Raw genomic sequence first — 25,233 nt, forward strand, 5'->3', positions numbered from 1 at the left:
TTTTAAACGAACTGACAAGTCAGCGCTTACGCTATCGCACCCCAATATCCCCAAACAGCAATTCCTGCGGAGCGCTTAGCTATCGCCTATTTTTCTTGATTCAGGGGCAGGGGAAACGCATCTAATTTTTTTTGACAAAATGTAACTTCTATGAATAGATAAAAAGGGCAGTATTACCATGTTAATATCAAGCCAATAAATGAGTATGAAGAAAATTTGATGGTAAATTCGTTTCTATAAGAATCAATAAAATGAGTTGAAGTGGTATTCTCAATAAAACTAAAGAGACAAAATTCACAAAATGAAGCTACCACCAAAAATCACAATAGTAGATCACTTTAAAGATTTAGAAGATAAAAGAGTTGAGAGAACAAAAAGGCATAAATTAATAGATATAGTAACCATTGCGATTTGTGCAGTGATCTGTGGAGTAGATAGTTGGGTATTGATGGAGGCTTATGGAAAAAAGAAAGAAAAATGGCTAAAACAATTTTTAGAACTTCCAAACGGGATTCCATCTCATGATACATTCGCCAGAGTATTTGCGAGAATAGATCCGCAACAATTTCAGAATTGTTTTTTGAGTTGGATAAAATCTATCAATAAAATTACAGAAGGAGAAGTCATAGCAATAGATGGGAAAACATTAAGGCATTCATATGATAAAGGAAAGGATAAAGGTGCGATTCACATGGTAAGTGCATGGGCAACTAGTAATAAATTAGTATTAGGACAATGTAAAGTAGAAGAAAAGTCAAATGAAATAACAGCCATACCGGAATTAATTAAAGTATTAGATATAGCCGGATGTTTAGTAACGATTGATGCGATGGGGTGTCAAAAAGAGATAGTAAAATCAATTGCAGAAAAATCAGGCGAATATATTATCGCACTCAAAAAGAATCAAGGTAATTTATATAAGAATGTAGAAGAAATCTTCAAAGAAGCTATATCTAAAGGGTTTGAGGGATTCAAATATAGTGAATTTCATACAAAAGAAGACAAACATGGAAGAGAAGAGATTCGTCATTATCTCATGTTATCAGACATAGAAGAAAGAATAGATACTGATAAGAAATGGGTAAATCTTCAAAGTGTAGGAATGGTAGAATATATACGAAAAGTTAATGGAAAAACGAAGGTTGAGACAGGCTATTATATAAGTAGTTTGACAAATAATGCGAAATTACTAGGAGAATCAGTCCGCACTCATTGGGGTATAGAGAATTCATTACACTGGGTTTTAGATGTAGCTTTTAGAGAAGATGATTGTCGGATAAGAAAGGATAATGCACCACAAAACTTTGCAGTTATTCGTCATATAGCAGTTAATCTTTTAGGAAAAGAAAAAAGCCAAAAACTAGGAACTAAAAGTAAGCAGTTTTGTGCAGGATGGGATGATGAATATTTAGAGAAGATTTTAGAATGTATCTGATAAAAATCAGAAAATATAGACAAATATAAATATAACCAATTTATTTTTCTGTTGATTCTACAATAGAATCTATATTTTTGATGCCAAAAAATATAGATATTAATATATAGAACTGAACAAAATAAATCCATCATTAAAAATAAATAATTACTCTAAATTTATGAAATTTTTATAATTTTAATAAAGGAATTTATCAGATTTTGAATGAAGTTAGATATTTTCCCATATTGATGCACTAATATAGTATTCTGTCAAGATAATTTAGATGCGTTTCCCCTGCTATCGCACCCCACAAACCCAAACAGCGATTCCTACGGAGCGCTTCGCTATCGCATACAACCCCAATTTTAAACTATCGCACCCCAACATCCCCAAACAGCGATTCCTGCGGAGCGCTTCGCTATCGCTTACAACTCCCCTAATTTTAGGCGAACTGACAAGTCAGCACTTACGCTATCGCTATCACACTTTATTTCTGGATCGGACAAACCTCAAAAGCCAATTCATGGCGATAAAAACATACATTAAATTCTGCAAAAAAGTTCATGTGACCTAAAATGACAGGTACATCTGTTGATTGAGTCCACGCAAAGGCAAGTAAAACAGGTGCAAAATTGGCTACTGTCCCAGTTAAAACTAGCCCTCGTGAGTCACTATGAGCGAGATTTCCACTAAGTGGAATTTGAACGGTTTGACTTTCCCAGACTGCTCCTAACTGTAATCCAATTTCGTAGGGTAAGACATTAACACTAGCGCCAGTGTCTAATAAAGCCATAACTTCTATGGAACGTTTTCCATTAGTCAAGATTAGCGGCAAGTATGGCAAGATGCTAGAACGACCAGAACTGTCAGTGCGTTCTGTAAATAACAAGCGATGACCACCAAGCATTTTATACTCCCTGTGCCTCTAGCAAAAGCCCAGACAAGGCTTGAACAGCTTCATGATCTGCTTGAGGTGACCATACAACTGCCTCAGTAACTGTTAGTTGATTCATCAGCATATTTTCATGATGCTCATTACTTGCGGTATCTAGGCTACATCCTTCTTCTTTAGCTACTGCAAGCAAAAGAAAGTGTATAAGTCTGAGCTTATCTTGATGTGTTAGTTGACTAACAGTTGGTAGAAGTTCGCTAAGAGGCATATTAAACATCAGGTTTTGCTATCTGATTTGGATCATAGCATCTTCCTAAATCTGGCCACATTGAGTAGCTATTTAGATATCGCACACAACCAATTTTAAACGAACTGCTTGCAGCAGCGCTTACGCTATCGCACCCCAACACCCCAAAACAGCGATTCCTACGGAGCGCTTCGCTATCGCACACAACCCTAATTTTAAACGAACTGCTTGCAGCAGCGCTTACGCTATCGCACCCCAACACCCCAAAACAGCGATTCCTACGGAGCGCTTCGCTATCGCTCACAACCCCCTAATTTTAAACGAACTGCTTGCAACAGCGCTTACGCTATCGCACCCCAACATCCCCAAACAGCGATTCCTACGGAGCGCTTCGCTATCGCACACAACCCTAATTTTAAACGAACTGCTTGCAGCAGCGCTTACGCTATCGCTCTCCCAACATCCCCAAACAGCGATTCCTGCGGAGCGCTTCGCTATCGCCGATGGAAATACAGATTTAATTGTTACTTTCTATCAACGATAATTTGCGTTTATTTTCCATACATTCACGCAAATAAAGATTAATTAAATTCAAATAAGAAATACCTGTTTCTTGAGCTATTTCTTCAAAGTATTGAATTATATCCTTTTCTAAATCAATTGTAACTTGTTCTTTTAATTGTTTAGAATAGGGATTTTTAACGGATTTAGAAAAATCATAATTTTCTCTCATAGAAACTCCTGATATTGTTTTTGTTCTAGTTTATTTGCTTTCCTTGCTGAAATAATCCGAATTATTGTATCATTTTCTCGATAACAATGACAAACAACTAAAAGTCGATAATAAACACTGATTCCTAATAAAATAAATCTATCTTCATTTTGAGAATGATCGGGATCATAAATTAAACGAGCATTATCATCAATAAAGGCAGATTTTGCTTCTTCAAAAGAAATTCCATGTTTTTGAATATTACTTTCAGCTTTTTGTGCATCCCAAGTAAATCGTAACTCATTCATTATTGTACTAAATTTTTAATTTGTATTCCTAAAATTTACATTATGATTATGCCACAAGTTACGGATTATTAAGGCGATCGCATTAGGTCTAGGTATACGCGATCGCACTACCCCAACTTTAAACGATCGCATCCCCAAATCCCCAAACAGCGATTCCTACGGAGCGCTTCGCTATCGCACTACCCCAATTTTAAACGATTCCTACGGAGCGCTTCGCTATCGCCCCCCCAGCATCCCCAAACAGCGATCGCACACAACCCCAATTTTAAACGATCCCACCCCAACATCCCCAAACAGCGATCGCTCACAACCCCCTAATTTTAAACTATCGCTACATCGCCACCTCAATCGCTGAGATAAGGTCAGTGAAAAAACGAGAAGCTGTTGGTTTTCATACTTCAACACAATCTACAAGAGCGGTGATCGCACTGCACCGCAATTGTTAGTATTTGTCAACCTTCAGAAAATTCTCAAATGCCTTTACGTTAAAAACTGAATCAAGAATGATTGGCAAACCCTTATGTTTAGTAATTGAGTTCGTTTCAAGATCGACGACCCAGGACAGTGAGTTAACCTTCTCCCAGAAATGCATCTTTCTCAAGCTTTCCTTTTCTATAAGGCTGAAAGCATTTGCTTCGCTTTGATTTGTAAATACCCATAAAATGAATCCAGTTACCGACATCTTTACGCTTCCAAAGCCCGCCTTCATTGAAGAAGTAAGGGAGCGACAGTTGAGCATCTGATGGTCAAACGACTCAAAAAGAGACCTCCGAACTTCGAGAGAAAGAGAGTCTGCAAACTTCACACCTACAAATACTGGCTGAGAGTAGACATATCGAAATGCAACCGCATCCATATTCATCCCAAGTTTCAAGATCATTGTACCCAGTTCATCTTCTTTAACATTGAAATCCTGCATAGAAGGCTTGAATCGGAACTGATTTGAAGGAATATCTACGTTGAAAGACGATTCGATAACAGGTATCGCACCTTTCATTGCAAGGTTGTACCAAAAATTTGTCTTTTCAATCAATCCAGATGTAGCTGCCTTATCATCTGCACGCCTACGTTCATCGAGGTCAGTAGCTGAAAATAAAAATTCACTTTTGACGAGTGATCTGATTACTCTTTCTAAATCAGTGGCGTTCATATTTTTGAATGTTTATTAAGGGATAAATGTTTATTAGGCGAAATAGCTCTCGTGGATATTCTGAATACTAAAGCAAATTGTTGGCTTGCCTTTTACGTTTCCAAAGTAGCCGAAATTGTATTCAGACATAATGTTATAGAATCAACACAAAGATGCCATGCCGCTCTTGGTGATTTTGGAGTAGATGATGCGCTCATTAACTGAAAGATCGGCTCCAATTCAAAACTGCCGATATGTGCTGCTCCTATACGAAGGTCATACAAACCAGCAAGAGGAGCAGTTATTGAACGTGCTTTGTTTTCATCTAACCCCTTGGCGATTAAGCTCACTTTTAAAAGCTTTATTTGTCTTAGTTTCTCGTCTACTGTTCCACCTAAAGCAGATACAGCCTTTCTAAGAGGAGTAATTTGCATGGTTTCGATGCTCCATTCATAGAGGATTTTAGAAAGTTCAGTAACCTCAGTGTATTGACCAAGAATAGGTCCTATACTTAACCTACATAACTCCTGTTGGCTTGGCTCCATATCTTTGAATAAATCCACAGAAAATTTATCCTTAAAAACACTACTTAACCGAGTGCGGGCATCCCGAATTAATTCCACAACTCCAGGCGAGTGAGGAGGATTTTGCTGCATCCTAGTTTCAAACATCTCTTCGCAAATCTCGCCACTAGGTAATGATGAGTAAGATGCCCAATATGATTGTTCTAAAAAGGGTAGATCAGCTATATCAGGAGCAAATGCATTAATTAAACCTTGAGAATTTATACCTACATCAATGGTTCCCCTATTACCAGGTACAGAAGCTACTCCCCAATTACGCATATGAAAAGAAACACTATATCCAGGAACTTGTAAATACTTTTGTAGAACCTCTGAACGAAACCACAAGTATCCAAAACTTCCAATGCCGTTTTGAATGTAATTTTCAAGGTATGTGTTTTGAGGTAGAGTTTGTCTTCGACCCTCATCATTGACTATAAAGCTTGGCATTGCCGATCCCTCAGCTACTTGTTTCCCAAAGTAATACCAAGGACTACGTTCAAATTTAGGCTTATCATAAGGCGCAATTATGAAATTCTGACGAAGAATAGAACGTCCACGAAAACATTCGTGATGTGTAAATTCAGGAGTATGTATGCTCGTTGAAAGCCGAGTAAATTGATCAATTTGGCTATCTTCAACCACTTCAAGCTCAAGGGCTTCTTCCGTAGATGCATTGGCAAATCGATCCGCCACTACAGAGATTAATAGCCCCATCTTCATTACTGCTAGAAAATCGCGCAAATAATCTCGATGAACATTTACTTTAGGAGTAGGATCATAAATCGAATGAGAATCGATATTAATTTCAGCTACGACAATGTTATCCAGGGGATGAAAATACTGTGTTTGATTTCTTTTTTCTAATGAATGATAAACAATAAATTCACGGCTTAAATCAACTATAAGCTCTTGGCTAACCGGGTGTTTTATTGCGGAAACTAATGAATATAGTTCAATATTTCCATACTCAGAATAATCGCCAAAACTAAACTCATCTCCAGAACTCCAGCCAGTTTCAAAAGTTAAGTAATCAGGTGAAGCAATTTCAATGGCAGCAGCATCTATTTGTTCAACTGGAATAAGAGCGCAGTGAATCAACCATTCTTCCTTTCGCCAGTCAGGTGAATTAAATTCACCCTCTTCATGTTGCCAAAATCTATCCACAGTTATCATTGTGCCGCTTGTCGGATTATAAGTCGGCTTATTCCTGTCTGAGTATTGAAACCAGTTATGTAGCATTATTTGAATAAACCTATAAATTACAACCTGAGTAATTCAATGGCAGAACAATCTCAGAGAGAGGTTGAGCCTAGCTAACCTAATGGCTAAATTGAGCGATCGCTCCCAACTCAAAACCAAAATATCACAATACTGTCAGCACTAACGTTTTATTACATAACAGCATAGCTATGTAAACAAAATTTAAAAACAGGTGAGAGAACCTGTATTCTTTGTTAAGATTCATGAATAAATATGTTGTTTTCTATATCATTTTGTGTCAGATATAGGACAAAACCCCCACAGAATCCGAGTTTTCTGCTAAAAAACTCTTATTGCCGAAGATAATTGAAGTTACAAACGGCCATGCCGTGACCAACTTCATGAGAACACGCTTGAAAGGAGCTTATTTGAATGTTTACCCAAGTCAAGTCCACTATTAGACATATTGCACCTGACGATTTACGGGGACGTAAATTAATCAAGGTTGTCTATGTCGTGCTAGAATCCCAATACCAAAGTGCATTATCGCAAGCGGTACGGGAAATTAACGCTAATCATCCCAGCGTAGCCATAGAAATCAGTGGATACTTGATTGAAGAACTACGCAACTCTGAAAACTATGAGGAGTTGAAACGTGATATAGCCAGTGCTAATATATTCATTGCTTCTCTGATTTTTATAGAAGACTTAGCACAGAAAGTAGTTGCCGCAGTTGAACCCCATCGTGATAACCTAGATGTGTCGGTTGTCTTCCCCTCCATGCCCGAAGTTATGCGCCTCAATAAAATGGGTAGCTTCTCTTTGGCGCAGTTAGGACAATCCAAGAGCGTTATCGCTAACTTCATGAAGAAGCGCAAAGAAAAATCTGGCGCTGGTTTCCAAGACGGAATGTTGAAGTTATTGCGGACACTTCCCCAAGTGCTGAAATTCCTCCCTATGGAAAAAGCACAAGACGCGAGAAACTTCATGCTCAGTTTTCAGTATTGGCTAGGTGGTTCAGCGGAAAACCTGGAAAACTTTTTACTGATGCTGGCTGATAAATACGTATTGAAAGGCGCGGAAAAAGAAAGCTTTGCTGCTGCTGAATATCAAGCACCCGTTGTTTATCCCGACATGGGGATTTGGCATCCTTTAGCGCCGACTATGTTTGAGGATGTGCGAGAATATCTGAACTGGTATTCTGCTCGCAAGGACATTTCTAGTAACCTGAAAGACCCCCTTGCACCCTGTGTAGGTTTGGTTTTACAACGGACTCACCTCGTTACCGGCGATGATGCCCATTATGTGGCAATTGTGCAGGAATTGGAATCTTTAGGGGCAAGAGTTCTCCCTGTTTTTGCAGGTGGTTTGGATTTCTCTAAACCAATAGAAGCTTACTTCTATGAACCAATTACAAAAATGCAGTTAATAGATGCGGTAGTATCTTTAACTGGTTTCGCTTTGGTGGGTGGACCCGCTAGACAAGATCATCCTAAAGCTATTGAAGCCTTAAAACGGTTAAATCGTCCTTACATGGTTGCCTTGCCTTTGGTCTTCCAAACCACCGAAGAGTGGCTAGATAGCGATTTGGGGTTACATCCCATTCAAGTGGCTTTACAGATTGCTATCCCTGAATTAGACGGGGCAATTGAGCCGATTATCCTATCCGGTAAAGATGGGGCAACTGGGAAAGCGATCGCTTTACAAGACCGAGTAGAAATAGTTGCCCAGCGCGCCTTAAAATGGGCAACTCTGCGCCGCAAACCTAAATTAATCAAAAAAGTTGCTATCACTGTTTTCAGCTTCCCCCCCGACAAAGGTAACGTGGGTACAGCCGCATATTTAGATGTATTCGGTTCTATCCATGAAGTCATGAAAGGACTGAAAAACAACGGTTACGATGTACGAGACATTCCCGAAACTCCCCAAGAGTTGCTAGAACAAGTCATCCACGACGCACAAGCACAATACAACAGTCCTGAACTCAACGTTGCTTACAAAATGTCTGTGCCAGAATATGAAGCACTGACACCCTACTCCCAACGTTTAGAAGAAAACTGGGGACCACCTCCCGGAAACCTCAACAGCGACGGACAAAATCTCTTGATTTACGGGAAACAATTTGGTAATGTCTTCATTGGTGTGCAGCCAACATTTGGTTATGAAGGCGACCCCATGCGGTTGTTATTCTCCCGTTCTGCAAGTCCGCACCACGGTTTTGCAGCTTACTACACCTATCTAGAACGGATTTGGGGCGCTGATGCTGTGTTACACTTTGGTACACATGGCTCATTGGAATTCATGCCTGGTAAGCAAATGGGAATGTCTGGTGATTGTTACCCAGATCAACTAATTGGCTCAATTCCCAATCTGTATTATTACGCAGCCAATAACCCCAGTGAAGCCACAATTGCCAAACGTCGCAGTTACGCGGAAACAATTTCTTACCTGACACCACCTGCGGAAAATGCTGGTTTATACAAGGGTTTGAAGGAACTCAGCGAGTTAATTGCTTCTTACCAAACTTTGAAAGACACAGGACGCGGCGTTTCTATTGTCAATTCCATCATGGATAAATGCCGCATTGTCAACTTAGACAAGGATATTCATTTACCAGAAACCGATTCTAAGGATATGTCTTCGGAAGAACGGGATAATATCGTTGGTAGCGTTTATCGGCGGTTGATGGAGATTGAATCGCGCTTATTACCTTGTGGACTGCACGTGATTGGTAAACCTCCTAGTGCCGAAGAAGCGATCGCAACTTTGGTCAATATAGCTAGTTTAGATCGGCAAGAGGAAGAAATTCAAGGTTTACCGGGAATTATTGCCAGAAGTCTGGGACGCACCATTGAGGATATCTACAGAAACAATGATGCCGGAATTTTGGCAGATGTGCAATTATTACAAGATATCACCCTCGCTACCCGTGCGGCTGTAACGGCATTAGTTCAAGAACAAATTGACGCAGAAGGTCGAGTTATCGCGGTTTCCAAGTTGAATTTCTTGTACATGGGTAGAAAAGAACCTTGGTTAGAATCACTGCATCAATCAGGTTACACCAAAGTTGATACCTCTGCGTTGAAACCCCTGTTTGAATATTTGGAATTCTGCTTAAAACAAGTTTGTGCAGATAACGAACTGGGTGGACTTCTCCAAGGTTTAGCCGGTGAATATATTCTCCCCGGACCCGGTGGAGATCCTATCCGTAATCCTGACGTATTACCCACTGGTAAAAATATTCACGCTTTAGATCCCCAATCTATCCCCACTTCTGCCGCAGTTCAATCTGCGAAAATCGTCGTGGATAGGTTGCTGGAACGGAACAAGTCAGAAAATGAAGGCAACTGGCCAGAAACCATTGCCTGTGTCCTCTGGGGTACAGATAACATCAAAACCTACGGTGAATCCCTCGCCCAAATTATGTGGATGATTGGTGTGCGTCCAGTACCCGATGCTTTGGGACGGGTGAATAAGTTGGAATTGATACCTTTGTCAGAGTTGGGTCGTCCTAGAATTGATGTTGTCATTAACTGTTCTGGTGTATTCCGCGACTTGTTCATTAACCAAATGAACCTGCTTGACCAAGGTGTGAAAATGGCTGCGGAAGCTGATGAACCTTTGGAAATGAACTTTGTCCGCAAGCACGCTTTGAAACAAGCGGAGGACATGGGAATAAATCTGCGTCAAGCTGCAACTCGCGTTTTCTCTAATGCTTCTGGTTCTTATTCTTCTAATATTAACTTAGCGGTGGAGAATAGCACTTGGGATAGTGAAGCTGAGTTACAGGAAATGTATTTGAAGCGCAAATCTTTCTCTTTCAATTCGGATAATCCTGGGGTTATGGATGAGTCAAGAGAGATTTTTGAAACTACTTTGAAAACTGCTGATGCAACTTTCCAGAATCTCGATTCTTCGGAAATCAGTTTAACAGATGTTTCCCATTATTTTGACTCTGATCCTACTAAGTTAGTAGCAAGTCTGCGTGCAGATGGTAAGAAACCAGCATCTTACATTGCAGATACAACTACTGCGAATGCACAGGTCAGAAGTTTATCAGAAACTGTGCGTTTAGATGCGCGGACTAAGTTGTTAAATCCCAAATGGTATGAGGGGATGTTGTCTCACGGTTACGAAGGTGTGCGGGAACTTTCTAAACGGTTGGTAAATACCACTGGTTGGAGTGCGACTGCTGGCGCTGTAGATAACTGGGTTTATGAGGACACGAATGAGACTTTCATCAAAGATGAGGAAATGCAAAAGCGTCTCATGAATCTCAATCCTCATTCTTTCCGCAAGATTGTTTCTACTTTGTTGGAAATGAATGGACGCGGTTATTGGGAGACTAGCGAGGAGAATTTAGACAAGTTGAGAGAGTTGTATCAGGAGGTGGAAAATCGGATTGAGGGTATAGAATAGGATTACATGGGCAGGTTTTTTACCTGCCTTAATCCGTTATATTAAATGTCGAATTAGTAATATTAACAAAAAATATGAACACAAGTGTTTATGCTCAACAATTAGAATTATTTCAATTATTCCAACCGACTAAAATTATAAGTTGTACAAGAAAGTTTACATTTGTAGATTTATTTGCTGGAATAGGTGGATTTAGAATTCCTTTAGAAGAATTAGGAGGAATTTGTTTAGGATATTCAGAAATAGATAAAGAAGCTATTAAGGTTTATAAAAATAATTTTATTAGTGATCATAATGCAGATGAACCATATTTAGGAGATATTACAAATTTAAACAAATTACCTTTTGAAATAGATTTGATAGTTGGTGGTGTGCCTTGTCAACCTTGGTCTATAGCAGGTAAAATGCAAGGTTTAGATGACCCCAGAGGTAAACTATGGCTTGATGTTTTTAGAGTTGTAGAAGTCAATAAACCTAAATCATTTATATTTGAGAATGTCAAGGGTTTAACCGAGCCAAGAAACAGACAAAGTTTAGAATATATACTTAGTAATTTAACATCATTTGGCTATATAGTTAAATATCAGGTGCTAAATTCCTATGATTTTGGGTTACCTCAAGATAGAGACAGAATATTTATTGTTGGTATTAGAAATGATATTGTAAATTGTTGGGGGTTTACTTTTCCTAAACCATTAAATAAACGCTTAAAACTTTATGATATAATTCCTGGAATTGAAAAAAGTAATTTTCCTAAAAAGAAATTTCCTCCAGAAGTTTTATTTAATGATGGCAAAATTCCAGCTTCTAGAGGCAGATTCCAAAAAATAGATGAATTAAACGATTTCTTTACTTTTGCTGATATTAGAGATGGACATACTACAATTCATTCTTGGGAATTAATAGAAACAAGTTATAGAGAAAAGTTAATATGTCAAACTATTTTAAAAAATAGAAGAAAGAAAATTTATGGTGAAAAAGATGGTAATCCTTTAAAATTTGAAGTTTTAGAATATTTAATTTCTAATTTACAGATTGAAGAAATCAACAGCTTAGTAGATAAAGCAATTCTTCGTCTTGTAGAAGGGAAAGGTTATGAATTTGTAAATTCTAAAATTTCTTCAGGAATTAACGGAATTTCTAAAATATTTTTACCTCATGCTGATGCGATTGGAACTTTAACCGCAACTGGAACAAGAGATTATGTGGCTACTATATCTATAGAATGTGAAGAACCTGAAGCATATAAGCAAACATTTATCAAAAAAATTTATCAACCAAAACGATTTAAACCTTTAACCGCAGAAAATTACGCAAGATTACAAGGATTTCCTAAAAGTTTCAAAATAGCGGATAATGAAAATACAGCCAAACATCAATTTGGTAATGCAGTTTCTATTCCTGTTATTTACCATTTAGCAAAGGCATTGTTAACAATCATTCTATCGGTTTAATTTTGAATATGACAGCTATTAGTTCAAAAACTCGTGCAGAAATTAAAGGTTATCTAGAAGGTTTTATCAAGGGTCTTATAGATGAGTATAAAGGGCGTAAAATTTTAAAGCCCACCAGTGCAGAAGAGTATTTATCAAGATCATCATCTAATGGAGAATTAAAACCATTTCAAGCAGCACTTATTCCTCCAGAACTAATACGTATTAATCAATTTGAAAGAGGTTTAAGTACAAAATTAGGTAATTCTTTTGAAGAATGCGCTCGTTTAATTGCTCTCGAACATCATCAAGATGTCCGTCGTGGTTACGATATTAAAAATCAGGTAAGTATTGCAGCTTTTGCAGAAGCTGAACTTCAAAAACAAAATTACGAATCTGCCGCAAAGCAGGAAAAAGAAAAACCATCTTTTGAGCAGATGATAACAGCAGTGATGAATGCTCGTGGTAGTAATGATTTAGAGCTAAAAATAGCTCGTGTTGATCTTTATATTCTTGCAAAAGATGGGACAGAATTTTTCTTTGAAATCAAAGCTCCCAAACCCAACAAAGGACAATGTTTAGAAGTTTTACAACGTTTGTTGAGGTTTCATTTACTGCACGGGGTTAACCGTCCTAAAGCACAAGCTTATTATGCAATGCCTTATAATCCTTATGGTGCAACTAAAGTTGATTATAAATGGACGCACGCAAAAAGTTATTTACCTTTTGATGAAGCTGTTGTTATCGGAAATGAGTTTTGGAATATTGTGGGGGGAGCAACTGCTTATGAGGAACTGCTAGAAATTTATCTAGAGGTTGGACGTGAAAAAAGTAAATATATGTTGGATACTTTAGCTTTTGGATTTTAAGACGTTGCCATTTTTGGAAGTTTATCAAAGCGATCGCTGTTTTGGGGTGTGGGAGTGCGTAAGCGTTGCGCTGCTGCAAGCAGTTCGCTTTTTGTGGGTGTAGCGAAATGCTCCGCAGCGATCGCTTTAGTGATAAAATAACCACTTATCTTTGACTCTTTAGGAGAAAACTTGATTCCAATTAGTATTGAGCAAATCTACAAAGTTAAAGAAATTATTGCCAAATATAAGAATCTGGAATGTGTTGAATGCGCTCAAGCTATCCAAGATTACTTGGTATCACAGAGAATTTCGGGAAAGCGGCTAAAACTTATACAGGTTCAGGAATAGGACGCGATAGTTATATCTATGATGAAAGTGTTTCTGGGGATGCAATCTCTATTAATGGTCGTCATCAAGGTATTATGATTATAATAGATGGAGTAGAAATGATATTTGATAATCATCACCCTGATGGAATCACCAAAAATCAATGGTTAGCTAACTTACTGTTTTATAATAAACTGTATAACGGGCAGCAGTTCCAAATCACAGAAGAAACTTTTTAGGTGTTAAAGATTATGGAAAACAATCATCATAGTATTACTCTAATTCCCGATGAATATTTCTATGAAATGCTCCAAAGAATTAAACAAAGACCAGGAATGTTTCTAGGTCAATGTTCAATTACTCGACTAAGAGCTTTTTTAGATGGATATATGGGATCTAGGTCAGATTTAGGTTTACCACCAACTCAACAAGAGCTAGAATTTAATCAATTTCAAGAATGGGTACAGACAAGATTTAAAATTAGTTCTTCGCATGGATGGGATAGTATTATTCTTTTTTATTCTGCGGATGAAAGAGATGCACTAAATAACTTTTTTGAATTATTTGATCAATTTTGTAATAGCGAAAGTGCTACAAGAGAGGAGATGAGTCAAGAAAAACTTACTGAATCAAATCTTTCACTAACACAAGAGAGAGTGACTGTATAATTACTTGAGATATCGCTATTTGGGATGTGGGATGCGATAGCGAAGCGCTGCTGCAAGCAGTTCGCTGTTTGGGGATTATTTTGGGATGTTGGGAGTGCGATAGCGAAGCTTACCTAAGGTATCGCTTTCGGTTATTATAAGCATTTAAGTCAATAAAATTATAACTTGTGAGTCAACAAGACAAGCTATCAGCTAAAATTCTATCAGGCGCATCTGACACAAATATATCCTTTGAGCAATTGTGTCAACTCTTAATCAGATTAGGATTTGATGAAAGAATTCGTGGTAGTCACCACATTTTTACAAAAGAAGGAGTTGAAGAAATCTTGAACTTTCAACCCAAACAAGGAAAAGCCAAAGCATATCAAGCTAAACAAGTCCGGGAAATGTTACTTAAATATCAGCTAGGAGGTTAAGATGACTCTGCGCTATGAAATTAATCTCTATTGGAGTGAAGAAGACCAAGCATTTATCGCAGAAGTTCCAGATTTACCGGGATGTGCTGCTGATGGAGAAACTTATCAAAAAGCACTGCAAAATATAGAAATTATTATGCAGGAATGGATAGAAACTGCTCAAGAGTTAGGTCGAAAAATTCCTGAACCTACACAGCGTTTAATGTCTGCTTAATTGATGCTTTCGTGGATGTGCGATAGCGAAGCGCTCCGTAGGAATCGCTTTTTGGTACTGTAATTATGGAATAAGCAATATAATGATAGATATGTATGTCAGCATATGCTGTGGGCTGAAATATTCAAGGAGTATTAATTATGAATAATTGGCAAAATATTACTGATGAGAGATTAGCAAGACCAATACATCCAGGTGAAGTAATTGCAGATACTTTAGATGATTTAGAAGTTAATTATCACGATTTTGCCGAAGTTTTAGGAATATCTCATCAAACAATTCAAGAAATTATTAATGGTGAAAAATCCATTACTGTAGATATTGCTATTCGTCTTGGTAAAGCTTTAGGTAATGGACCGAGACTGTGGTTGAATCTTCAGCAAAAAGTTGATGTTTGGGATGCTTTGCAAAGTCATCAGGAAGAATATAATAAAGTTATGACATTATGACATTAGTGTAGAATAAATATGGATTTTATCACTCTCTATCTACCTCCATCAATTCAAATAACTGATGATCAATTTTTTGAATTATGTCAAATTAATGAATTAATCAAAATTGAACGTAATGCTGATGGTAGTCTGATATTAAAGCCTTTATTGGGTGGTATAACTGGCAATATTAATTCTGGTTTAACTGCTCAATTAGCAAATTGGAACGATGACAAATCACAAGGTGTAGTTTTTGGTTCTGATGTCGGTTTTATTTTACCAAATGGTGCGATTCGTTCTCCTAGTGCTGCTTGGATAAAGTTGGAAAAATGGAATAATTTAACTAAAGAAGAAAAGGAAAAGTTTCCTCCCATTTGTCCTGATTTTGTCATTGAGTTACTTTCTCCTAGTGATAGTTTGAAAACTACACAGGAAAAGATGAAGGAATATATAGATAATGGTGTACGTTTGGGTATATTAATTAATCGTAAATCTTGTCAGGTGAAAATTTATAGACCAGGTAAGGAGGTTGAGGTTTTAGATTCTCCTGCTACGGTTTCGGGGGAAGATGTTTTAAAGGGTTTTGTTTTGAATTTGGGGATGATTTGGTAATGTTTACAATTATTAAATCTATTTATCTCCAAAAAGTGATACACTTAATCTAACTAGTCATATATGAGCAAGTTCCTTATACATCTCATTATATAACTATTGATTTTAGTAATTGTTGGGAACAAGAATGATAGATGGTAAAGCTATTTCTATTTCCTTATTTACAGGTGCTTTCGGTCTAGATTTGGGTATGGAACAAGCAGGATTTTATACAGTAAGTGTAGTAGAAAAAGACCGTGATGCTACAAAAACAATTGCGCTTAATCGTCCATTTTTGCAGGAAAGTGCTATTCCCAGAGAAATACAAAACGTCAGTTCTCAAGAATTACTTGAAGAAGGGGGAATGGTTTTAAATTTAGGACGTGCTTTACAACCAGGAGAAGTAGATTTAGTAACTGGTGGTCCACCTTGTCAGCCATTTAGTACCGCAGGGAAAAGAGGTTCAGTTATGGACCCTCGCGGTAGTTTATTCATGGACTTTGTTCGCATCGTTGAAGAAGTCCAACCCCGTTTTTTCTTAATGGAAAATGTCAAAGGTTTGCTTTCTGCTCCACTTCGTCATAGACCAATTAACCAAAGAGGAAAAGATTACCCACCCTTAGAAGTTGATGAAATAGCTGGTGCTGCTTTAAAAGTAGTATTATCAGAAATGAAGGAAATAGGCTACAACGTCGTTTATAACCTTTTAGAAGCCGCAGATTATGGCGTTCCACAGAATAGAGCGCGTGTAGTATTTATTGGTTCTAGAGATGGTGAAGCTGCTACATTTCCTATTCCCAAATATTGCAAAGATGGTAAAATTTTACCTAAATGGCGAACTTTAGAAGATGCTATAATAGATTTAGTTGATACAGAACAAGAATTTATGGCTTATCCAGAAAGTCGCTTAAAATATTTAAGATTATTGGAAGCTGGACAAAACTGGAAGCATTTACCAGAAGAATTAAAACAAGAAGCTATGGGAGGTGCTTATAATTCGGGAGGTGGAAAAGTGGGTTTTTATAGAAGATTATCTTGGGATAAACCTTCTCCAACAATTACAACAAGTCCACACCAAAAAGCTACAGATATGTGTCATCCTGTAGAATTACGTTCTTTAACTGTCCGTGAATCTGCAAGAATTCAAACTTTTCCCGATGATTGGATTTTTTATGGTTCTGTCAGTTCTAAATACAAACAAATTGGTAATGCAGTTCCGGTATTACTTGCGAAAGAACTTGGGAGTTATCTTTTCAACTTAATTCAAGGAAACAAAGCAAAAGGTAAAGAGATATCTGAACAACTTTCACTTTTTTCTCTATAGATTTGGTAACTATTTATTTTGTGGCTAATTCAGCAAATGCTTGATCAATTTTCTGTAACATATCTCGGATATGATTTTCAACTAGATCATAATCCATGCAAATCATATTCCAAAATGGTTTACCAGCAATACGAGGAATGTTACTTCTATTTGAAAAAGTCCATTTACCTAAATCAAAAGCTGCTATAAACAAAGAGTTTTTATGAATGCTTAATTCTTTTTTTGCTCTTGGTACTTGCGAACCAGTCAATGTTCCTTTTAGAGTTTTTAGTTGTGCAAACTTAACTGTTTCTTCCGAAAAGAGTAGAATATCAATTCCAGTAATTTTAATTCCAAATTCAAATTCTGGGTTAATAATAATACAAGGACTAATATCAGATATCTTTTCCCAGAGACTTCCCATTGTTGTACTCAGACTTCTTGTCACTGAGTTGCTAGTAACTAGCAATTTAGCTCCACAGAGTTCAAAAAGATTGGATGGGTTAGGATGATCCTTAATTATTGAATTTTTCTTTTCAAAGTCGAGTTTTAACCACTCAATAAAATCATCTGCGAATTTTTCAGTTTTACTACTAATTAACTGAGATTGTCTATCTAATTCTAAAACAGATCCATTCTGCTTGTCTTGTGCAATTTGATATTGAAAGTAAGCTGGTGCTATTGAGGAAATAATTATTCCATATTTATATGCTATGTGTAAATCTTCATCTGCGATGTGAGTCACATCAATTAATGAAGCATGATGCAAAATTAGTGCTTTCCGTTCTTGGACAGAAAGTGGGATTAAAGTTTCAGCAGTTAATTCAGTAGACATACAAAGCTATATTTAACTTATTGAGCTTTCTTAGTATTACCCAAAATTACCCCCTAAACTGTCATATCTACGGAAATTGTATTTGATTGTTGGTGTAAAATCTTAATAGGTACAAAAATACTATGCAATTGCGATCGCTAGGTTGCTTTTGGGGATGCGGGGAGTGCGATAGCGAAGCGCTCCGTAGGAATCGCTTTTGGGGTTTGGGAGTGCGATAGCGAAGCGCTCCGCAGGAATCGCTGTTTGGGGGTATGGGAATGAGATCGCTGTTTGGGGTTTGGGAGTGCGATAGCGAAGCGCTCCGCAGGAATCGCTGTTTTGGGATGTGGGAGTGCGATAGCGAAGCGCTCCGCAGGAATCGCTGTTTGGAGATGTGGGGGTGCGATCGCTTGTTGAGGATGTGGGGAATGCGATAGCGAAGCGCTCCGTAGGAATCGCTTTTGGGGATGTGTGGGATGCGATCGCTTTTGGAAATGTGGGGGTGCGATCGCTGTTTGAGGATGCGGAGTGCGATAGCGAAGCGCTCCGTAGGAATCAAAAAATTAAACTTCCTCATTTAAGAATGGCAAGAGATCCTCTAAATCTCTCGCTCCATGCAAAACCCGTAGAACCTCCACCCGTTCCTCTTGAACTTTATAAAAAATCAAATAGTCCTTAAAATTCTTAATCCGCCACTGACGAATTGCTCCCATATCAGATAAAGACGACACAACCTTACCCATATTGGGAGTTATTGCCAATTGAGCAAAAGCAGACTCAACAAACTCCAAAAACTTTTCCCCTGATTCCCGATTGCCATTCACCAAAATATAATTTGCTTGTTGTCTGATATCTTGAGTAGCACGATTACGAACAATTACCTGAAAAGCCATAATTACTACTGCGCCGCACCAAAGATTGATCGGCGCAAATCCTGCCAATATTCAGGAGTTACAGGTTCAGCTTCTGAGTCCAAACCTTCTTGCAACAAACTAGCTAATTTTGCTTGAGCATCCTTACGCCGTTGATCTTGCTGTAACAACATCAAAAAATAGTCCGCTACAGTATCATAATTGCCAGATTGAAGCTGAACCTCAAGATAAGACTCAAGTTCTTTTGGTATCGGAAAACTCACATTCATAAGATACTAATATGAATAAAATCTTATTAGTATCTTATCATTTTTTATTCTGGTGATGAATTTAGGTGATAGCGAGGCGCTCCGTAGGAATCGCTTTTAGGGATGTGTGGGATGCGATAGCGAAGCTGACCGAAGGTATCGCTGTTTTGGGATGTTGGGATGCGATAGCGAAGCTGACCGAAGGTATCGCTGTTTTAGGATGTGGGAATGCGATCGCTTTTGGGATGTGTGGGGGTGCGATAGCGAAGCGCTCCGTAGGAATCGCTGTTTTGGGAATGTGGGAGAGCGATCACTGTTTGGGGATGTGGGAAGGGTGCGATAGCGAAGCGCGACCTAGGAATCGCTTTCGGTTATTATAAACATTTGAGTTAATAAAATCATAACTTGTGAGTCAACAAGACAAGCTATTAGCTAAAATTCTATCAGGCGCATCTGACACAAATATATCCTTTGAGCAATTGTGTCAACTCTTAATCAGATTAGGATTTGATGAAAGAATTCGTGGAAGTCACCACATTTTCACAAAAGAAGGAATTGAGGAAATCTTGAACCTTCAACCCAAACAAGGAAAAGCCAAAGCATATCAAGTTAAACAAGTTCGTGAAATGTTACTTAAATATCAGCTAGGAGGTTAAGATGACTATGCGATATGAAATTAATCTCTATTGGAGTGAACAAGACCAATCATTTATCGCAGAAGTTCCAGATTTACCGGGATGTGCTGCTGATGGAGAAACTTATCAAAAAGCACTGCAAAATATAGAAATTATTATGCAGGAATGGATAGAAACTGCTCAAGAGTTAGGTCGAAAAATTCCTGAACCTACACAGCGTTTAATGTCTGCTTAATTGATGCTTTTGGGATGTGGGAGTGCGATAGCGAAGCGCTCCGCAGGAATCGCTGTTTTGGGAGGTGTGGGAGTGCGATCGCGTTCGCGGTAGCGTCTCGTTCGCATAGCGTTCCGAAGGAATAGAGATAGCGCGACCTAGGAATCGCTTTTTGGGGATGTTGATCTAATAAATTTCTCTACGATGACCAATTCTAATGATAATGATTAATTGTTCTTCTATATCTAACTCATAAATAACTCGATAATCACCCACTCTTAACTTATAAAAACCTGACCATTGACCTGTAAGAGATAGAGGAGTTATCTGCTCAAAATTGACACTTAACTCATTTAACGTTCTATCCCGTACCTTTTATAAACTTCGGCTAGAGGAATAGTAGGTCTTCCTTCTTGACGTTTACGCCGGATTTCCAATAAACTTTGCTTGAATGATTCTTTAATTTCCTTATCCTCATCAGGATCACCGAAGTATTCATCTAGCATTTCATCTACAGTAGTACGGATTAGGTTTTGTAACTGTTCCGCCGTCATTTCTTTAATTTGCATAGTTTCTTTAAACAGTGAACTATAGGAATGATTATACCAGTTCAGAGAAAATATTGCGATAGCGTTCGCGTAGCGTGTGCCTTGCACTCAGCGCGACCTAGGAATCGCTGTTTGAGGATGTGGGGATGCGATAGCGAAGCTGACCGAAGGTATCGCTGTTTTGGGAATGTGAGAGGTGCGATAGCGAAGCGCTGTGGATAACTGGGTTTATGAGGACACGAATGAGACTTTCATTAAAGATGAGGAAATGCAAAAGCGTCTCATGAATCTCAATCCTCATTCTTTCCGCAAGATTGTTTCTACTTTGTTGGAAATGAATGGACGCGGTTATTGGGAGACGAGTGAGGAGAATTTAGACCGGTTACGGGAGTTGTATCAGGAGGTGGAAAATCGGATTGAGGGTATAGAATAGGTTTAAATGGGCAGGTTTTTTACCTGCCTAAATTCTTCAGTTTGATGATTTCACTAAATGTATAATTACGGAGATTTAATCAAATCATGTATAATCAAATCAGTCTTTGGGATTATCTACCAGATACTAATAACCTGGTATTAGAAAATCAGGTTAACAAAAAAACTATTATTTCTACTGATGGAGAAGTAATATTATATCCGAATTTTTTTAGCACCAAAGAAAGTAATCAGCTTTTTTCAGATTTATATTCTAGTGTTAACTGGAAACAAGAAATAATCCAATTTTTTGGTAAGCAAATGCCTATACCAAGATTGACAGCATGGTATGGAGATGAAGGAAAATCCTATACTTATTCTGGCATAGAACAACATCCAGAACATTGGAATCCTACATTGAAATTAATTAAATCTAAAATTGAGCAAATTGCACAAATTAGTTTTAATAGTGTTCTTATCAATTTATATCGTGATGGTAAAGATAGTGTTTCCTGGCATAGTGATGATGAACCCGAATTAGGGGAAAATCCCATAATTGCCTCAGTTAGTTTTGGTGCAACTCGTCGTTTTTCCTTACGACATAAGCATTCAAAAAATTACAAGATTGATATTGATTTAGCTAGTGGTAGTTTTCTGCTAATGCAAGGTGAAACTCAGCATTTTTGGCAACACCAAATTGCTAAAACAGCTAAAGAAATTCAGCCACGAATCAATTTAACATTTAGAATTATTCACTAATTTAACTCAGGGTGTATCAATTTGATGGAAAAATTATACGAGTATATTTTAGAAGGATTAAAAAACTCACCAGATTTTTATAATCCCAATCTTCATCAGACATTTGAGAGTTATCTTAAATCTTTACAAAATGCTGCAAAATACCTATGGAAATCCTATCGCTCAAATACGGTAAAAGTAGATTATTCTGATCCTCAAGTTCAAGCAGCTTATTTAATTCGCTACTATCCGCACTATGTCCAAATGACTTTGGAAATTCTGCGACTATCTCCAGAAATATTCACTTTTCCAGAACAGATAAACGCTTGCTTTTTTGGTGCTGGTCCATGTCCTGAAGTAGCTGGTTTAACTCAATTTCTTACAGAACATTCTCAGCAAACTAAATCTATTATAGTTCAGATTTATGATATCGCCTCTGAGCAATGGAAATTGAGTCGAGAAGTTACCAAAAATTTTGTAGTTCCCAAACTATGGAAAGGAGATATTTCTGGAGTAGTTCGCAAGCTAGATTTATGTTCACCTAATACCTTTGATCCAATAACAGAAGTTATTAGTAATTGCCATCTTTTTATATTTCAAAATTGTCTAAATGAAATATGGAATACATCTACTACTCAAGAAAATATCAAGTTTTTACTTGATTGCGCTCCCTTAAATAGTTTTATTATTATTGGTGATTTGCTTGCTTATGATCAAAATCGGAGAATATTAGAGGATATTGCTAAAATTGCTAATCAAAGAAATGATTATCAAATTATTGAACGGGGTGAATTAGAAATTGCTTCTTCCTTAAAAATTCCTGAGATAGTTAGACAAAATCTACTAACTGGGGAAGATGGTTTAATTCCTCGTTACCGAATTAGATTTTTATTTCTGGTGATTTGTAAAGGTGAATATAGTAGTGAAGATTTATTAGATGATGATATCCCATATTAGTTGCTTCAATGGCAATAATTGACTATTAAAATAGTTCTAATTGTCTAACATCAGATTTCTTTTCAATATCATACCATCCAATTAAAGAAGGTGATTCAGGATGATGTAGTCGGTAATTTTCTCTAGCTTTATCAAAACTTGTGGTTGCATAGCAATATTGACACCCAAATAAGCAAGTATCATACATACCAATGTCTTTACTTTTGACACAACCACAGGTTTCTCTTTGAGCAGAATCTTTTTGATGATTAACTTCTATATTAAATACTTGATGAATATAATCATCATCTATGCACTTACCATGATTTATACCATAAAGTTCTAAATCTATTAACTCAGAACAAGTAAAAACTTGCATATTATATGTATTTGCAATATTCACTAATGAGGGTATAAATTTACTAAAAACTTCAGGAATATTCTCAAAATTCAAAAACTCAATATTTTGCTCTTTTTCTATTTTCTTTAGACGCTTATTATTTTTTTGATATTTATCCATAAAACTAATTACACACCTCTGAGTATAACCAGACAATTGACTAGCAATAACTTCATATTGATCAAGATAAAAATTCAAATCAATTTTACCTGAATCACTAAAAACAATAGGATCATATCGCCAAATAATTTTCTGAAAACCTATTAAATCAGCTAATTGGTGAAATGTTTTAATAGCATAAGATAACTCAGATTTATTAGTATCTATAAAATTAGGATTGTTCATAACAGTAAACTGAAAATAATATTGATATCCTCTTTCATCTAATTCTTGTATATAAGAAAGCAAAGGTTTAGGGTTTCTTGTCCAGAAAACTATAATTTCTACATTTTCTGGAGTTAGATTTATACGAGAAAGTTGATTTCGATTAAAAGGATTTGGAACTACACAATAACCTGATCTAATACGGTTAATAAACCACTTTGGGAAAAATGCCGGAATATCAGTACGTCTGCTAACACTAATAATCATTTTAGTTTTCCTATTGAGTAGACGTTTTCATACTTTAAGAGTAATCAATTTATGAAAATTTCTACAGAATTTAAAAAAAAATTAACTTACCGATGCGTTAGCAAAGCGCACCGAAGGTATCGCTGTTTTGGGATGTTGGGAGTGCGATAGCGAAGCGCGACCTAGGAATCGCTTTTACTGAATACTTTCAATTAATTTAATATTATTTCTCAACCATTCATTGACTAAAATTTGCACATCAATGTTTTTGTCCTGAGCAATTTTCTTGAGAAAATTATCAACATCTGGTTCAAGGTAAATCGGATAATGAAAAGTTGCATCAGCATTATAAAACTTACCTTGTTCAGCTTGTGAAAAATCATATTCTGCTTTCATAGCTTTCCTCCTTGATAATACTGTTGTTCATTAAAAGTTGCTTTTCGTGCTGAAATAATACGAATCAAATATGAATCTTCATCTGTTTGTTCAAAAGTATGAATAACAACCCTTAAAATACACGTTTCATCTAAACCTATAGTAATCCATCTGTCTTCATAATCACTATGTTCTTCATCATATGAACTTAATTGATATTGATCACGAAAAACAGTTGATGCTAAACGAAAATTGATTTGATGTTTACGAATATTCTGTTTTTCTTTTGCTGGATTCCAATCAAAATTATAACGCAAATTTATAAATTACAAAAGATTAAATAAGTTGACCCCATAATTATACCATAATTTTATACCTTGACAGTATTATCGGTAGTTTAACGTAGCGATCGCTGGTTGAGGATGTGGGAGAGCGATAGCGTTCGCATAGTTTTCCTTAAATTCTGCAAATGCTTGATTTAAGGGCATACCCTCGCCTTGTTTAAACTCATTTATACTTTGACGGATCTTAGTAACAGATTCCAGTAATTCCAGTCTATCAATCAGTTTTTGATAACTTTCAGCATCTTGAACCACAGCAGCAGCTTTACCATTCACAGTCAGCACAATGGGAGATTGAGTTTCTTTTAACTTATCCAGAAACATCTTTGCTCCGCGCTGAAATTCTGATAAGGGGTGAATATCGCTTAGGCTAAACATCATAATTTCAACAAATTATTTGATAATTTCATGTTAATTGTATGAAAATATTTTGTCAAGGGAAGATATAGCTGTTTTGGGATGTGGGGAGTGCGATAGCGAAGCGCGACCTAGGAATCGCTTGTTAGGGTTGTGAGGAGGTGCGATAGCGAAGCGCTGCTGCAAGCAGTTCGCTTTTAGGGATGTTGGGGGTGCGATAGCGAAGCGCGACCTAGGAATCGCTTGTTTGGAAATGTGGGGTGCGATCGCGTAACTGTAGGTAGAAACTTTGTATAATCTACATAATGATATAAAATTCAAGATGATTCAAACATTTAAAAGTAAAGCATTGCAAAATCTATTCAGAGAAAATTTTAATAAAGGAGTTCCCGCAAATTTAGAAAAGAAAATTAGAATTAGATTAGAAGTTATAGACTCAGCTTTAATTGTAGATGATATTAGATTACCGGGATATGATTTGCATGAATTGAAAGGAGATAGAAAAGGAACTTGGTCAATTAAGGTATCGGGAAACTGGCGGATAACCTTTAAATTTGAAGATGGTGATGCTTATGATGTCAATCTTGAAGATTATCATTAATTCCTGTGTTAATATGATCTTAATTGCTTAGAGATTGCTAACTAACGGT

The 25,233-nt window shown here is 37.0% G+C and carries 32 protein-coding genes and 2 pseudogenes; 18 read left to right on the forward strand and 16 right to left on the reverse strand.

Features of this window, described 5'->3' with window-relative positions:
- Positions 1-301 precede the first annotated feature (301 nt).
- Positions 302-1,435, forward strand: coding sequence for an ISAs1-like element ISAsp2 family transposase (locus HGD76_RS11945; RefSeq protein ID WP_168694588.1), 1,134 nt, complete (start codon positions 302-304; stop codon positions 1,433-1,435).
- 469 nt (positions 1,436-1,904) lie between these two features.
- On the opposite strand, the gene HGD76_RS11950 is transcribed toward HGD76_RS11945, so the two are convergent.
- The 6 genes from HGD76_RS11950 to HGD76_RS11975 form a co-directional block, all read right to left on the reverse strand.
- Entirely contained in the window at positions 1,905-2,324 is a 420-nt protein-coding gene (locus tag HGD76_RS11950) for a pepsin/retropepsin-like aspartic protease family protein (protein ID WP_168695904.1), read from the reverse strand.
- Between the two features lies 1 nt (position 2,325).
- On the reverse strand, positions 2,326-2,577 hold the full coding sequence (locus tag HGD76_RS11955) for a hypothetical protein (RefSeq protein ID WP_168695905.1): 252 nt from the start codon (positions 2,575-2,577) through the stop codon (positions 2,326-2,328).
- Positions 2,578-3,073: 496 nt separating this feature from the next.
- Positions 3,074-3,289, reverse strand: coding sequence for an antitoxin (locus HGD76_RS11960; protein ID WP_127055269.1), 216 nt, complete (start codon positions 3,287-3,289; stop codon positions 3,074-3,076).
- A complete protein-coding gene (locus tag HGD76_RS11965; protein ID WP_168695906.1) occupies positions 3,286-3,576 on the reverse strand; it encodes a BrnT family toxin in 291 nt (96 codons plus the stop codon). The genes HGD76_RS11960 and HGD76_RS11965 overlap by 4 nt, the downstream gene beginning before the upstream one ends.
- A gap of 442 nt (positions 3,577-4,018) precedes the next feature.
- Entirely contained in the window at positions 4,019-4,726 is a 708-nt protein-coding gene (locus HGD76_RS11970; protein WP_168695907.1) for a hypothetical protein, read from the reverse strand.
- A 92-nt stretch (positions 4,727-4,818) separates the two neighbouring features.
- The gene (locus HGD76_RS11975; RefSeq protein ID WP_168695908.1) at positions 4,819-6,444 is read right to left on the reverse strand and encodes a hypothetical protein; all 1,626 of its coding nucleotides are present in this window, start codon (positions 6,442-6,444) and stop codon (positions 4,819-4,821) included.
- A 459-nt stretch (positions 6,445-6,903) separates the two neighbouring features.
- Here HGD76_RS11975 and HGD76_RS11980 point away from each other — a divergent pair, with 459 nt between their 5' ends.
- The 10 genes and pseudogenes from HGD76_RS11980 to HGD76_RS12025 all read left to right on the forward strand — a co-directional run bounded on the left by HGD76_RS11980 (position 6,904) and on the right by HGD76_RS12025 (position 17,145).
- Complete coding sequence (locus tag HGD76_RS11980) at positions 6,904-10,890, forward strand: magnesium chelatase subunit H (protein ID WP_168695909.1); 3,987 nt, start codon at positions 6,904-6,906, stop codon at positions 10,888-10,890.
- A gap of 74 nt (positions 10,891-10,964) precedes the next feature.
- The gene (locus HGD76_RS11985; RefSeq protein ID WP_168695910.1) at positions 10,965-12,344 is read left to right on the forward strand and encodes a DNA cytosine methyltransferase; all 1,380 of its coding nucleotides are present in this window, start codon (positions 10,965-10,967) and stop codon (positions 12,342-12,344) included.
- An 8-nt stretch (positions 12,345-12,352) separates the two neighbouring features.
- The gene (locus HGD76_RS11990; protein WP_168357576.1) at positions 12,353-13,192 is read left to right on the forward strand and encodes a TdeIII family type II restriction endonuclease; all 840 of its coding nucleotides are present in this window, start codon (positions 12,353-12,355) and stop codon (positions 13,190-13,192) included.
- Between the two features lie 171 nt (positions 13,193-13,363).
- A pseudogene (locus HGD76_RS11995) lies at positions 13,364-13,740 on the forward strand (papain fold toxin domain-containing protein).
- A 12-nt stretch (positions 13,741-13,752) separates the two neighbouring features.
- A complete protein-coding gene (locus HGD76_RS12000; RefSeq protein ID WP_168357577.1) occupies positions 13,753-14,169 on the forward strand; it encodes a hypothetical protein in 417 nt (138 codons plus the stop codon).
- Between the two features lie 167 nt (positions 14,170-14,336).
- Positions 14,337-14,585 (forward strand): type II toxin-antitoxin system HicA family toxin, encoded by a 249-nt coding sequence (locus HGD76_RS12005; RefSeq protein WP_168695911.1) that lies wholly within the window; start codon positions 14,337-14,339, stop codon positions 14,583-14,585.
- 1 nt (position 14,586) lies between these two features.
- Positions 14,587-14,799, forward strand: a complete 213-nt coding sequence (locus tag HGD76_RS12010; RefSeq protein ID WP_168695912.1) for a type II toxin-antitoxin system HicB family antitoxin — start codon at positions 14,587-14,589, stop codon at positions 14,797-14,799.
- Between the two features lie 140 nt (positions 14,800-14,939).
- Entirely contained in the window at positions 14,940-15,248 is a 309-nt protein-coding gene (locus HGD76_RS12015) for a HigA family addiction module antitoxin (RefSeq protein ID WP_168695913.1), read from the forward strand.
- Between the two features lie 18 nt (positions 15,249-15,266).
- On the forward strand, positions 15,267-15,842 hold the full coding sequence (locus HGD76_RS12020) for a Uma2 family endonuclease (protein ID WP_168695914.1): 576 nt from the start codon (positions 15,267-15,269) through the stop codon (positions 15,840-15,842).
- A 127-nt stretch (positions 15,843-15,969) separates the two neighbouring features.
- A complete protein-coding gene (locus HGD76_RS12025) occupies positions 15,970-17,145 on the forward strand; it encodes a DNA cytosine methyltransferase (RefSeq protein WP_168695915.1) in 1,176 nt (391 codons plus the stop codon).
- A 13-nt stretch (positions 17,146-17,158) separates the two neighbouring features.
- Here the strand turns inward: HGD76_RS12025 and HGD76_RS12030 are convergent, their stop codons facing one another.
- The 4 genes from HGD76_RS12030 to HGD76_RS12045 form a co-directional block, all read right to left on the reverse strand.
- Positions 17,159-17,959: a hypothetical protein gene (locus HGD76_RS12030; RefSeq protein WP_168695916.1), complete on the reverse strand. Its 801-nt coding sequence runs from the start codon at positions 17,957-17,959 to the stop codon at positions 17,159-17,161.
- Between the two features lie 67 nt (positions 17,960-18,026).
- A complete protein-coding gene (locus tag HGD76_RS12035) occupies positions 18,027-18,497 on the reverse strand; it encodes a hypothetical protein (RefSeq protein ID WP_168694546.1) in 471 nt (156 codons plus the stop codon).
- Between the two features lie 4 nt (positions 18,498-18,501).
- Complete coding sequence (locus HGD76_RS12040) at positions 18,502-18,831, reverse strand: type II toxin-antitoxin system RelE/ParE family toxin (protein WP_233467193.1); 330 nt, start codon at positions 18,829-18,831, stop codon at positions 18,502-18,504.
- Between the two features lie 5 nt (positions 18,832-18,836).
- Positions 18,837-19,079, reverse strand: a complete 243-nt coding sequence (locus tag HGD76_RS12045; RefSeq protein WP_148761439.1) for a ribbon-helix-helix domain-containing protein — start codon at positions 19,077-19,079, stop codon at positions 18,837-18,839.
- Between the two features lie 65 nt (positions 19,080-19,144).
- On the opposite strand from HGD76_RS12045, the gene HGD76_RS12050 reads away from it, so the two are divergent.
- The 3 genes from HGD76_RS12050 to HGD76_RS12060 are packed head-to-tail and all read left to right on the forward strand — an operon-like array spanning position 19,145 to position 19,928.
- Complete coding sequence (locus HGD76_RS12050) at positions 19,145-19,438, forward strand: hypothetical protein (protein WP_168695917.1); 294 nt, start codon at positions 19,145-19,147, stop codon at positions 19,436-19,438.
- 27 nt (positions 19,439-19,465) lie between these two features.
- Positions 19,466-19,714: a type II toxin-antitoxin system HicA family toxin gene (locus HGD76_RS12055; RefSeq protein ID WP_039203750.1), complete on the forward strand. Its 249-nt coding sequence runs from the start codon at positions 19,466-19,468 to the stop codon at positions 19,712-19,714.
- Between the two features lies 1 nt (position 19,715).
- Entirely contained in the window at positions 19,716-19,928 is a 213-nt protein-coding gene (locus tag HGD76_RS12060) for a type II toxin-antitoxin system HicB family antitoxin (protein WP_148761421.1), read from the forward strand.
- Positions 19,929-20,093: 165 nt separating this feature from the next.
- Here HGD76_RS12060 and HGD76_RS12065 read toward each other — a convergent pair whose 3' ends face one another.
- On the reverse strand, positions 20,094-20,234 hold the full coding sequence (locus HGD76_RS12065) for a type II toxin-antitoxin system RelE family toxin (protein ID WP_233467234.1): 141 nt from the start codon (positions 20,232-20,234) through the stop codon (positions 20,094-20,096).
- 26 nt (positions 20,235-20,260) lie between these two features.
- Positions 20,261-20,476, reverse strand: coding sequence for a hypothetical protein (locus tag HGD76_RS12070; protein ID WP_041458214.1), 216 nt, complete (start codon positions 20,474-20,476; stop codon positions 20,261-20,263).
- A 190-nt stretch (positions 20,477-20,666) separates the two neighbouring features.
- Here HGD76_RS12070 and HGD76_RS12075 point away from each other — a divergent pair.
- From HGD76_RS12075 to HGD76_RS12085, 3 genes and pseudogenes are all read left to right on the forward strand, one after another.
- Positions 20,667-20,888: pseudogene (locus HGD76_RS12075) on the forward strand (cobaltochelatase subunit CobN); the annotation flags it as partial.
- Positions 20,889-20,974: 86 nt separating this feature from the next.
- Positions 20,975-21,625, forward strand: a complete 651-nt coding sequence (locus tag HGD76_RS12080; RefSeq protein WP_168695918.1) for an alpha-ketoglutarate-dependent dioxygenase AlkB family protein — start codon at positions 20,975-20,977, stop codon at positions 21,623-21,625.
- A gap of 21 nt (positions 21,626-21,646) precedes the next feature.
- Positions 21,647-22,561 (forward strand): hypothetical protein, encoded by a 915-nt coding sequence (locus HGD76_RS12085; RefSeq protein ID WP_168695919.1) that lies wholly within the window; start codon positions 21,647-21,649, stop codon positions 22,559-22,561.
- Between the two features lie 25 nt (positions 22,562-22,586).
- Here the strand turns inward: HGD76_RS12085 and HGD76_RS12090 are convergent, their stop codons facing one another.
- The 4 genes from HGD76_RS12090 to HGD76_RS12105 all read right to left on the reverse strand — a co-directional run bounded on the left by HGD76_RS12090 (position 22,587) and on the right by HGD76_RS12105 (position 24,607).
- Positions 22,587-23,531 (reverse strand): DUF1848 domain-containing protein, encoded by a 945-nt coding sequence (locus tag HGD76_RS12090; protein WP_168695920.1) that lies wholly within the window; start codon positions 23,529-23,531, stop codon positions 22,587-22,589.
- A 174-nt stretch (positions 23,532-23,705) separates the two neighbouring features.
- Positions 23,706-23,906, reverse strand: a complete 201-nt coding sequence (locus tag HGD76_RS12095; protein WP_148761427.1) for a hypothetical protein — start codon at positions 23,904-23,906, stop codon at positions 23,706-23,708.
- Positions 23,903-24,202 carry a BrnT family toxin gene (locus HGD76_RS12100; RefSeq protein WP_168695921.1) on the reverse strand — a complete coding sequence of 100 codons (300 nt, stop codon included), beginning with the start codon at positions 24,200-24,202 and terminating at the stop codon, positions 23,903-23,905. Before HGD76_RS12100 ends, HGD76_RS12095 begins: the two co-directional genes overlap by 4 nt.
- Positions 24,203-24,271: 69 nt before the next feature.
- Complete coding sequence (locus HGD76_RS12105) at positions 24,272-24,607, reverse strand: type II toxin-antitoxin system Phd/YefM family antitoxin (protein ID WP_233467194.1); 336 nt, start codon at positions 24,605-24,607, stop codon at positions 24,272-24,274.
- Between the two features lie 298 nt (positions 24,608-24,905).
- Here HGD76_RS12105 and HGD76_RS12110 point away from each other — a divergent pair, with 298 nt between their 5' ends.
- The gene (locus tag HGD76_RS12110) at positions 24,906-25,184 is read left to right on the forward strand and encodes a type II toxin-antitoxin system RelE/ParE family toxin (RefSeq protein WP_168695922.1); all 279 of its coding nucleotides are present in this window, start codon (positions 24,906-24,908) and stop codon (positions 25,182-25,184) included.
- Positions 25,185-25,233: the final 49 nt, after the last annotated feature.

Origin of the sequence: Dolichospermum flos-aquae CCAP 1403/13F, assembly GCF_012516395.1 — a bacterium.
Taxonomy (GTDB): Bacteria; Cyanobacteriota; Cyanobacteriia; order Cyanobacteriales; family Nostocaceae; genus Dolichospermum; species Dolichospermum lemmermannii.

Bases quoted from the DNA above. Each gene is read 5' to 3' on its own strand.
- HGD76_RS12095 (WP_148761427.1), bottom strand. From the start codon at position 23,906: ATGAAAGCAGAATATGATTTTTCACAAGCTGAACAAGGTAAGTTTTAT.
- HGD76_RS12020 (WP_168695914.1), top strand. From the start codon at position 15,267: ATGGATTTTATCACTCTCTATCTACCTCCATCAATTCAAATAACTGAT.
- HGD76_RS12025 (WP_168695915.1), top strand. From the start codon at position 15,970: ATGATAGATGGTAAAGCTATTTCTATTTCCTTATTTACAGGTGCTTTC.
- HGD76_RS11990 (WP_168357576.1), top strand. From the start codon at position 12,353: ATGACAGCTATTAGTTCAAAAACTCGTGCAGAAATTAAAGGTTATCTA.
- HGD76_RS11955 (WP_168695905.1), bottom strand. From the start codon at position 2,577: ATGCCTCTTAGCGAACTTCTACCAACTGTTAGTCAACTAACACATCAA.
- HGD76_RS12015 (WP_168695913.1), top strand. From the start codon at position 14,940: ATGAATAATTGGCAAAATATTACTGATGAGAGATTAGCAAGACCAATA.
- HGD76_RS12105 (WP_233467194.1), bottom strand. From the start codon at position 24,607: ATGATGTTTAGCCTAAGCGATATTCACCCCTTATCAGAATTTCAGCGC.
- HGD76_RS11950 (WP_168695904.1), bottom strand. From the start codon at position 2,324: ATGCTTGGTGGTCATCGCTTGTTATTTACAGAACGCACTGACAGTTCT.
- HGD76_RS12060 (WP_148761421.1), top strand. From the start codon at position 19,716: ATGACTATGCGATATGAAATTAATCTCTATTGGAGTGAACAAGACCAA.
- HGD76_RS12110 (WP_168695922.1), top strand. From the start codon at position 24,906: ATGATTCAAACATTTAAAAGTAAAGCATTGCAAAATCTATTCAGAGAA.
- HGD76_RS11945 (WP_168694588.1), top strand. From the start codon at position 302: ATGAAGCTACCACCAAAAATCACAATAGTAGATCACTTTAAAGATTTA.
- HGD76_RS11960 (WP_127055269.1), bottom strand. From the start codon at position 3,289: ATGAGAGAAAATTATGATTTTTCTAAATCCGTTAAAAATCCCTATTCT.
- HGD76_RS11985 (WP_168695910.1), top strand. From the start codon at position 10,965: ATGAACACAAGTGTTTATGCTCAACAATTAGAATTATTTCAATTATTC.
- HGD76_RS12090 (WP_168695920.1), bottom strand. From the start codon at position 23,531: ATGATTATTAGTGTTAGCAGACGTACTGATATTCCGGCATTTTTCCCA.
- HGD76_RS11965 (WP_168695906.1), bottom strand. From the start codon at position 3,576: ATGAATGAGTTACGATTTACTTGGGATGCACAAAAAGCTGAAAGTAAT.
- HGD76_RS12080 (WP_168695918.1), top strand. From the start codon at position 20,975: ATGTATAATCAAATCAGTCTTTGGGATTATCTACCAGATACTAATAAC.
- HGD76_RS11980 (WP_168695909.1), top strand. From the start codon at position 6,904: ATGTTTACCCAAGTCAAGTCCACTATTAGACATATTGCACCTGACGAT.
- HGD76_RS12010 (WP_168695912.1), top strand. From the start codon at position 14,587: ATGACTCTGCGCTATGAAATTAATCTCTATTGGAGTGAAGAAGACCAA.
- HGD76_RS12000 (WP_168357577.1), top strand. From the start codon at position 13,753: ATGGAAAACAATCATCATAGTATTACTCTAATTCCCGATGAATATTTC.
- HGD76_RS12045 (WP_148761439.1), bottom strand. From the start codon at position 19,079: ATGAATGTGAGTTTTCCGATACCAAAAGAACTTGAGTCTTATCTTGAG.
- HGD76_RS11975 (WP_168695908.1), bottom strand. From the start codon at position 6,444: ATGATAACTGTGGATAGATTTTGGCAACATGAAGAGGGTGAATTTAAT.
- HGD76_RS12030 (WP_168695916.1), bottom strand. From the start codon at position 17,959: ATGTCTACTGAATTAACTGCTGAAACTTTAATCCCACTTTCTGTCCAA.
- HGD76_RS11970 (WP_168695907.1), bottom strand. From the start codon at position 4,726: ATGAACGCCACTGATTTAGAAAGAGTAATCAGATCACTCGTCAAAAGT.
- HGD76_RS12070 (WP_041458214.1), bottom strand. From the start codon at position 20,476: ATGCAAATTAAAGAAATGACGGCGGAACAGTTACAAAACCTAATCCGT.
- HGD76_RS12040 (WP_233467193.1), bottom strand. From the start codon at position 18,831: ATGGCTTTTCAGGTAATTGTTCGTAATCGTGCTACTCAAGATATCAGA.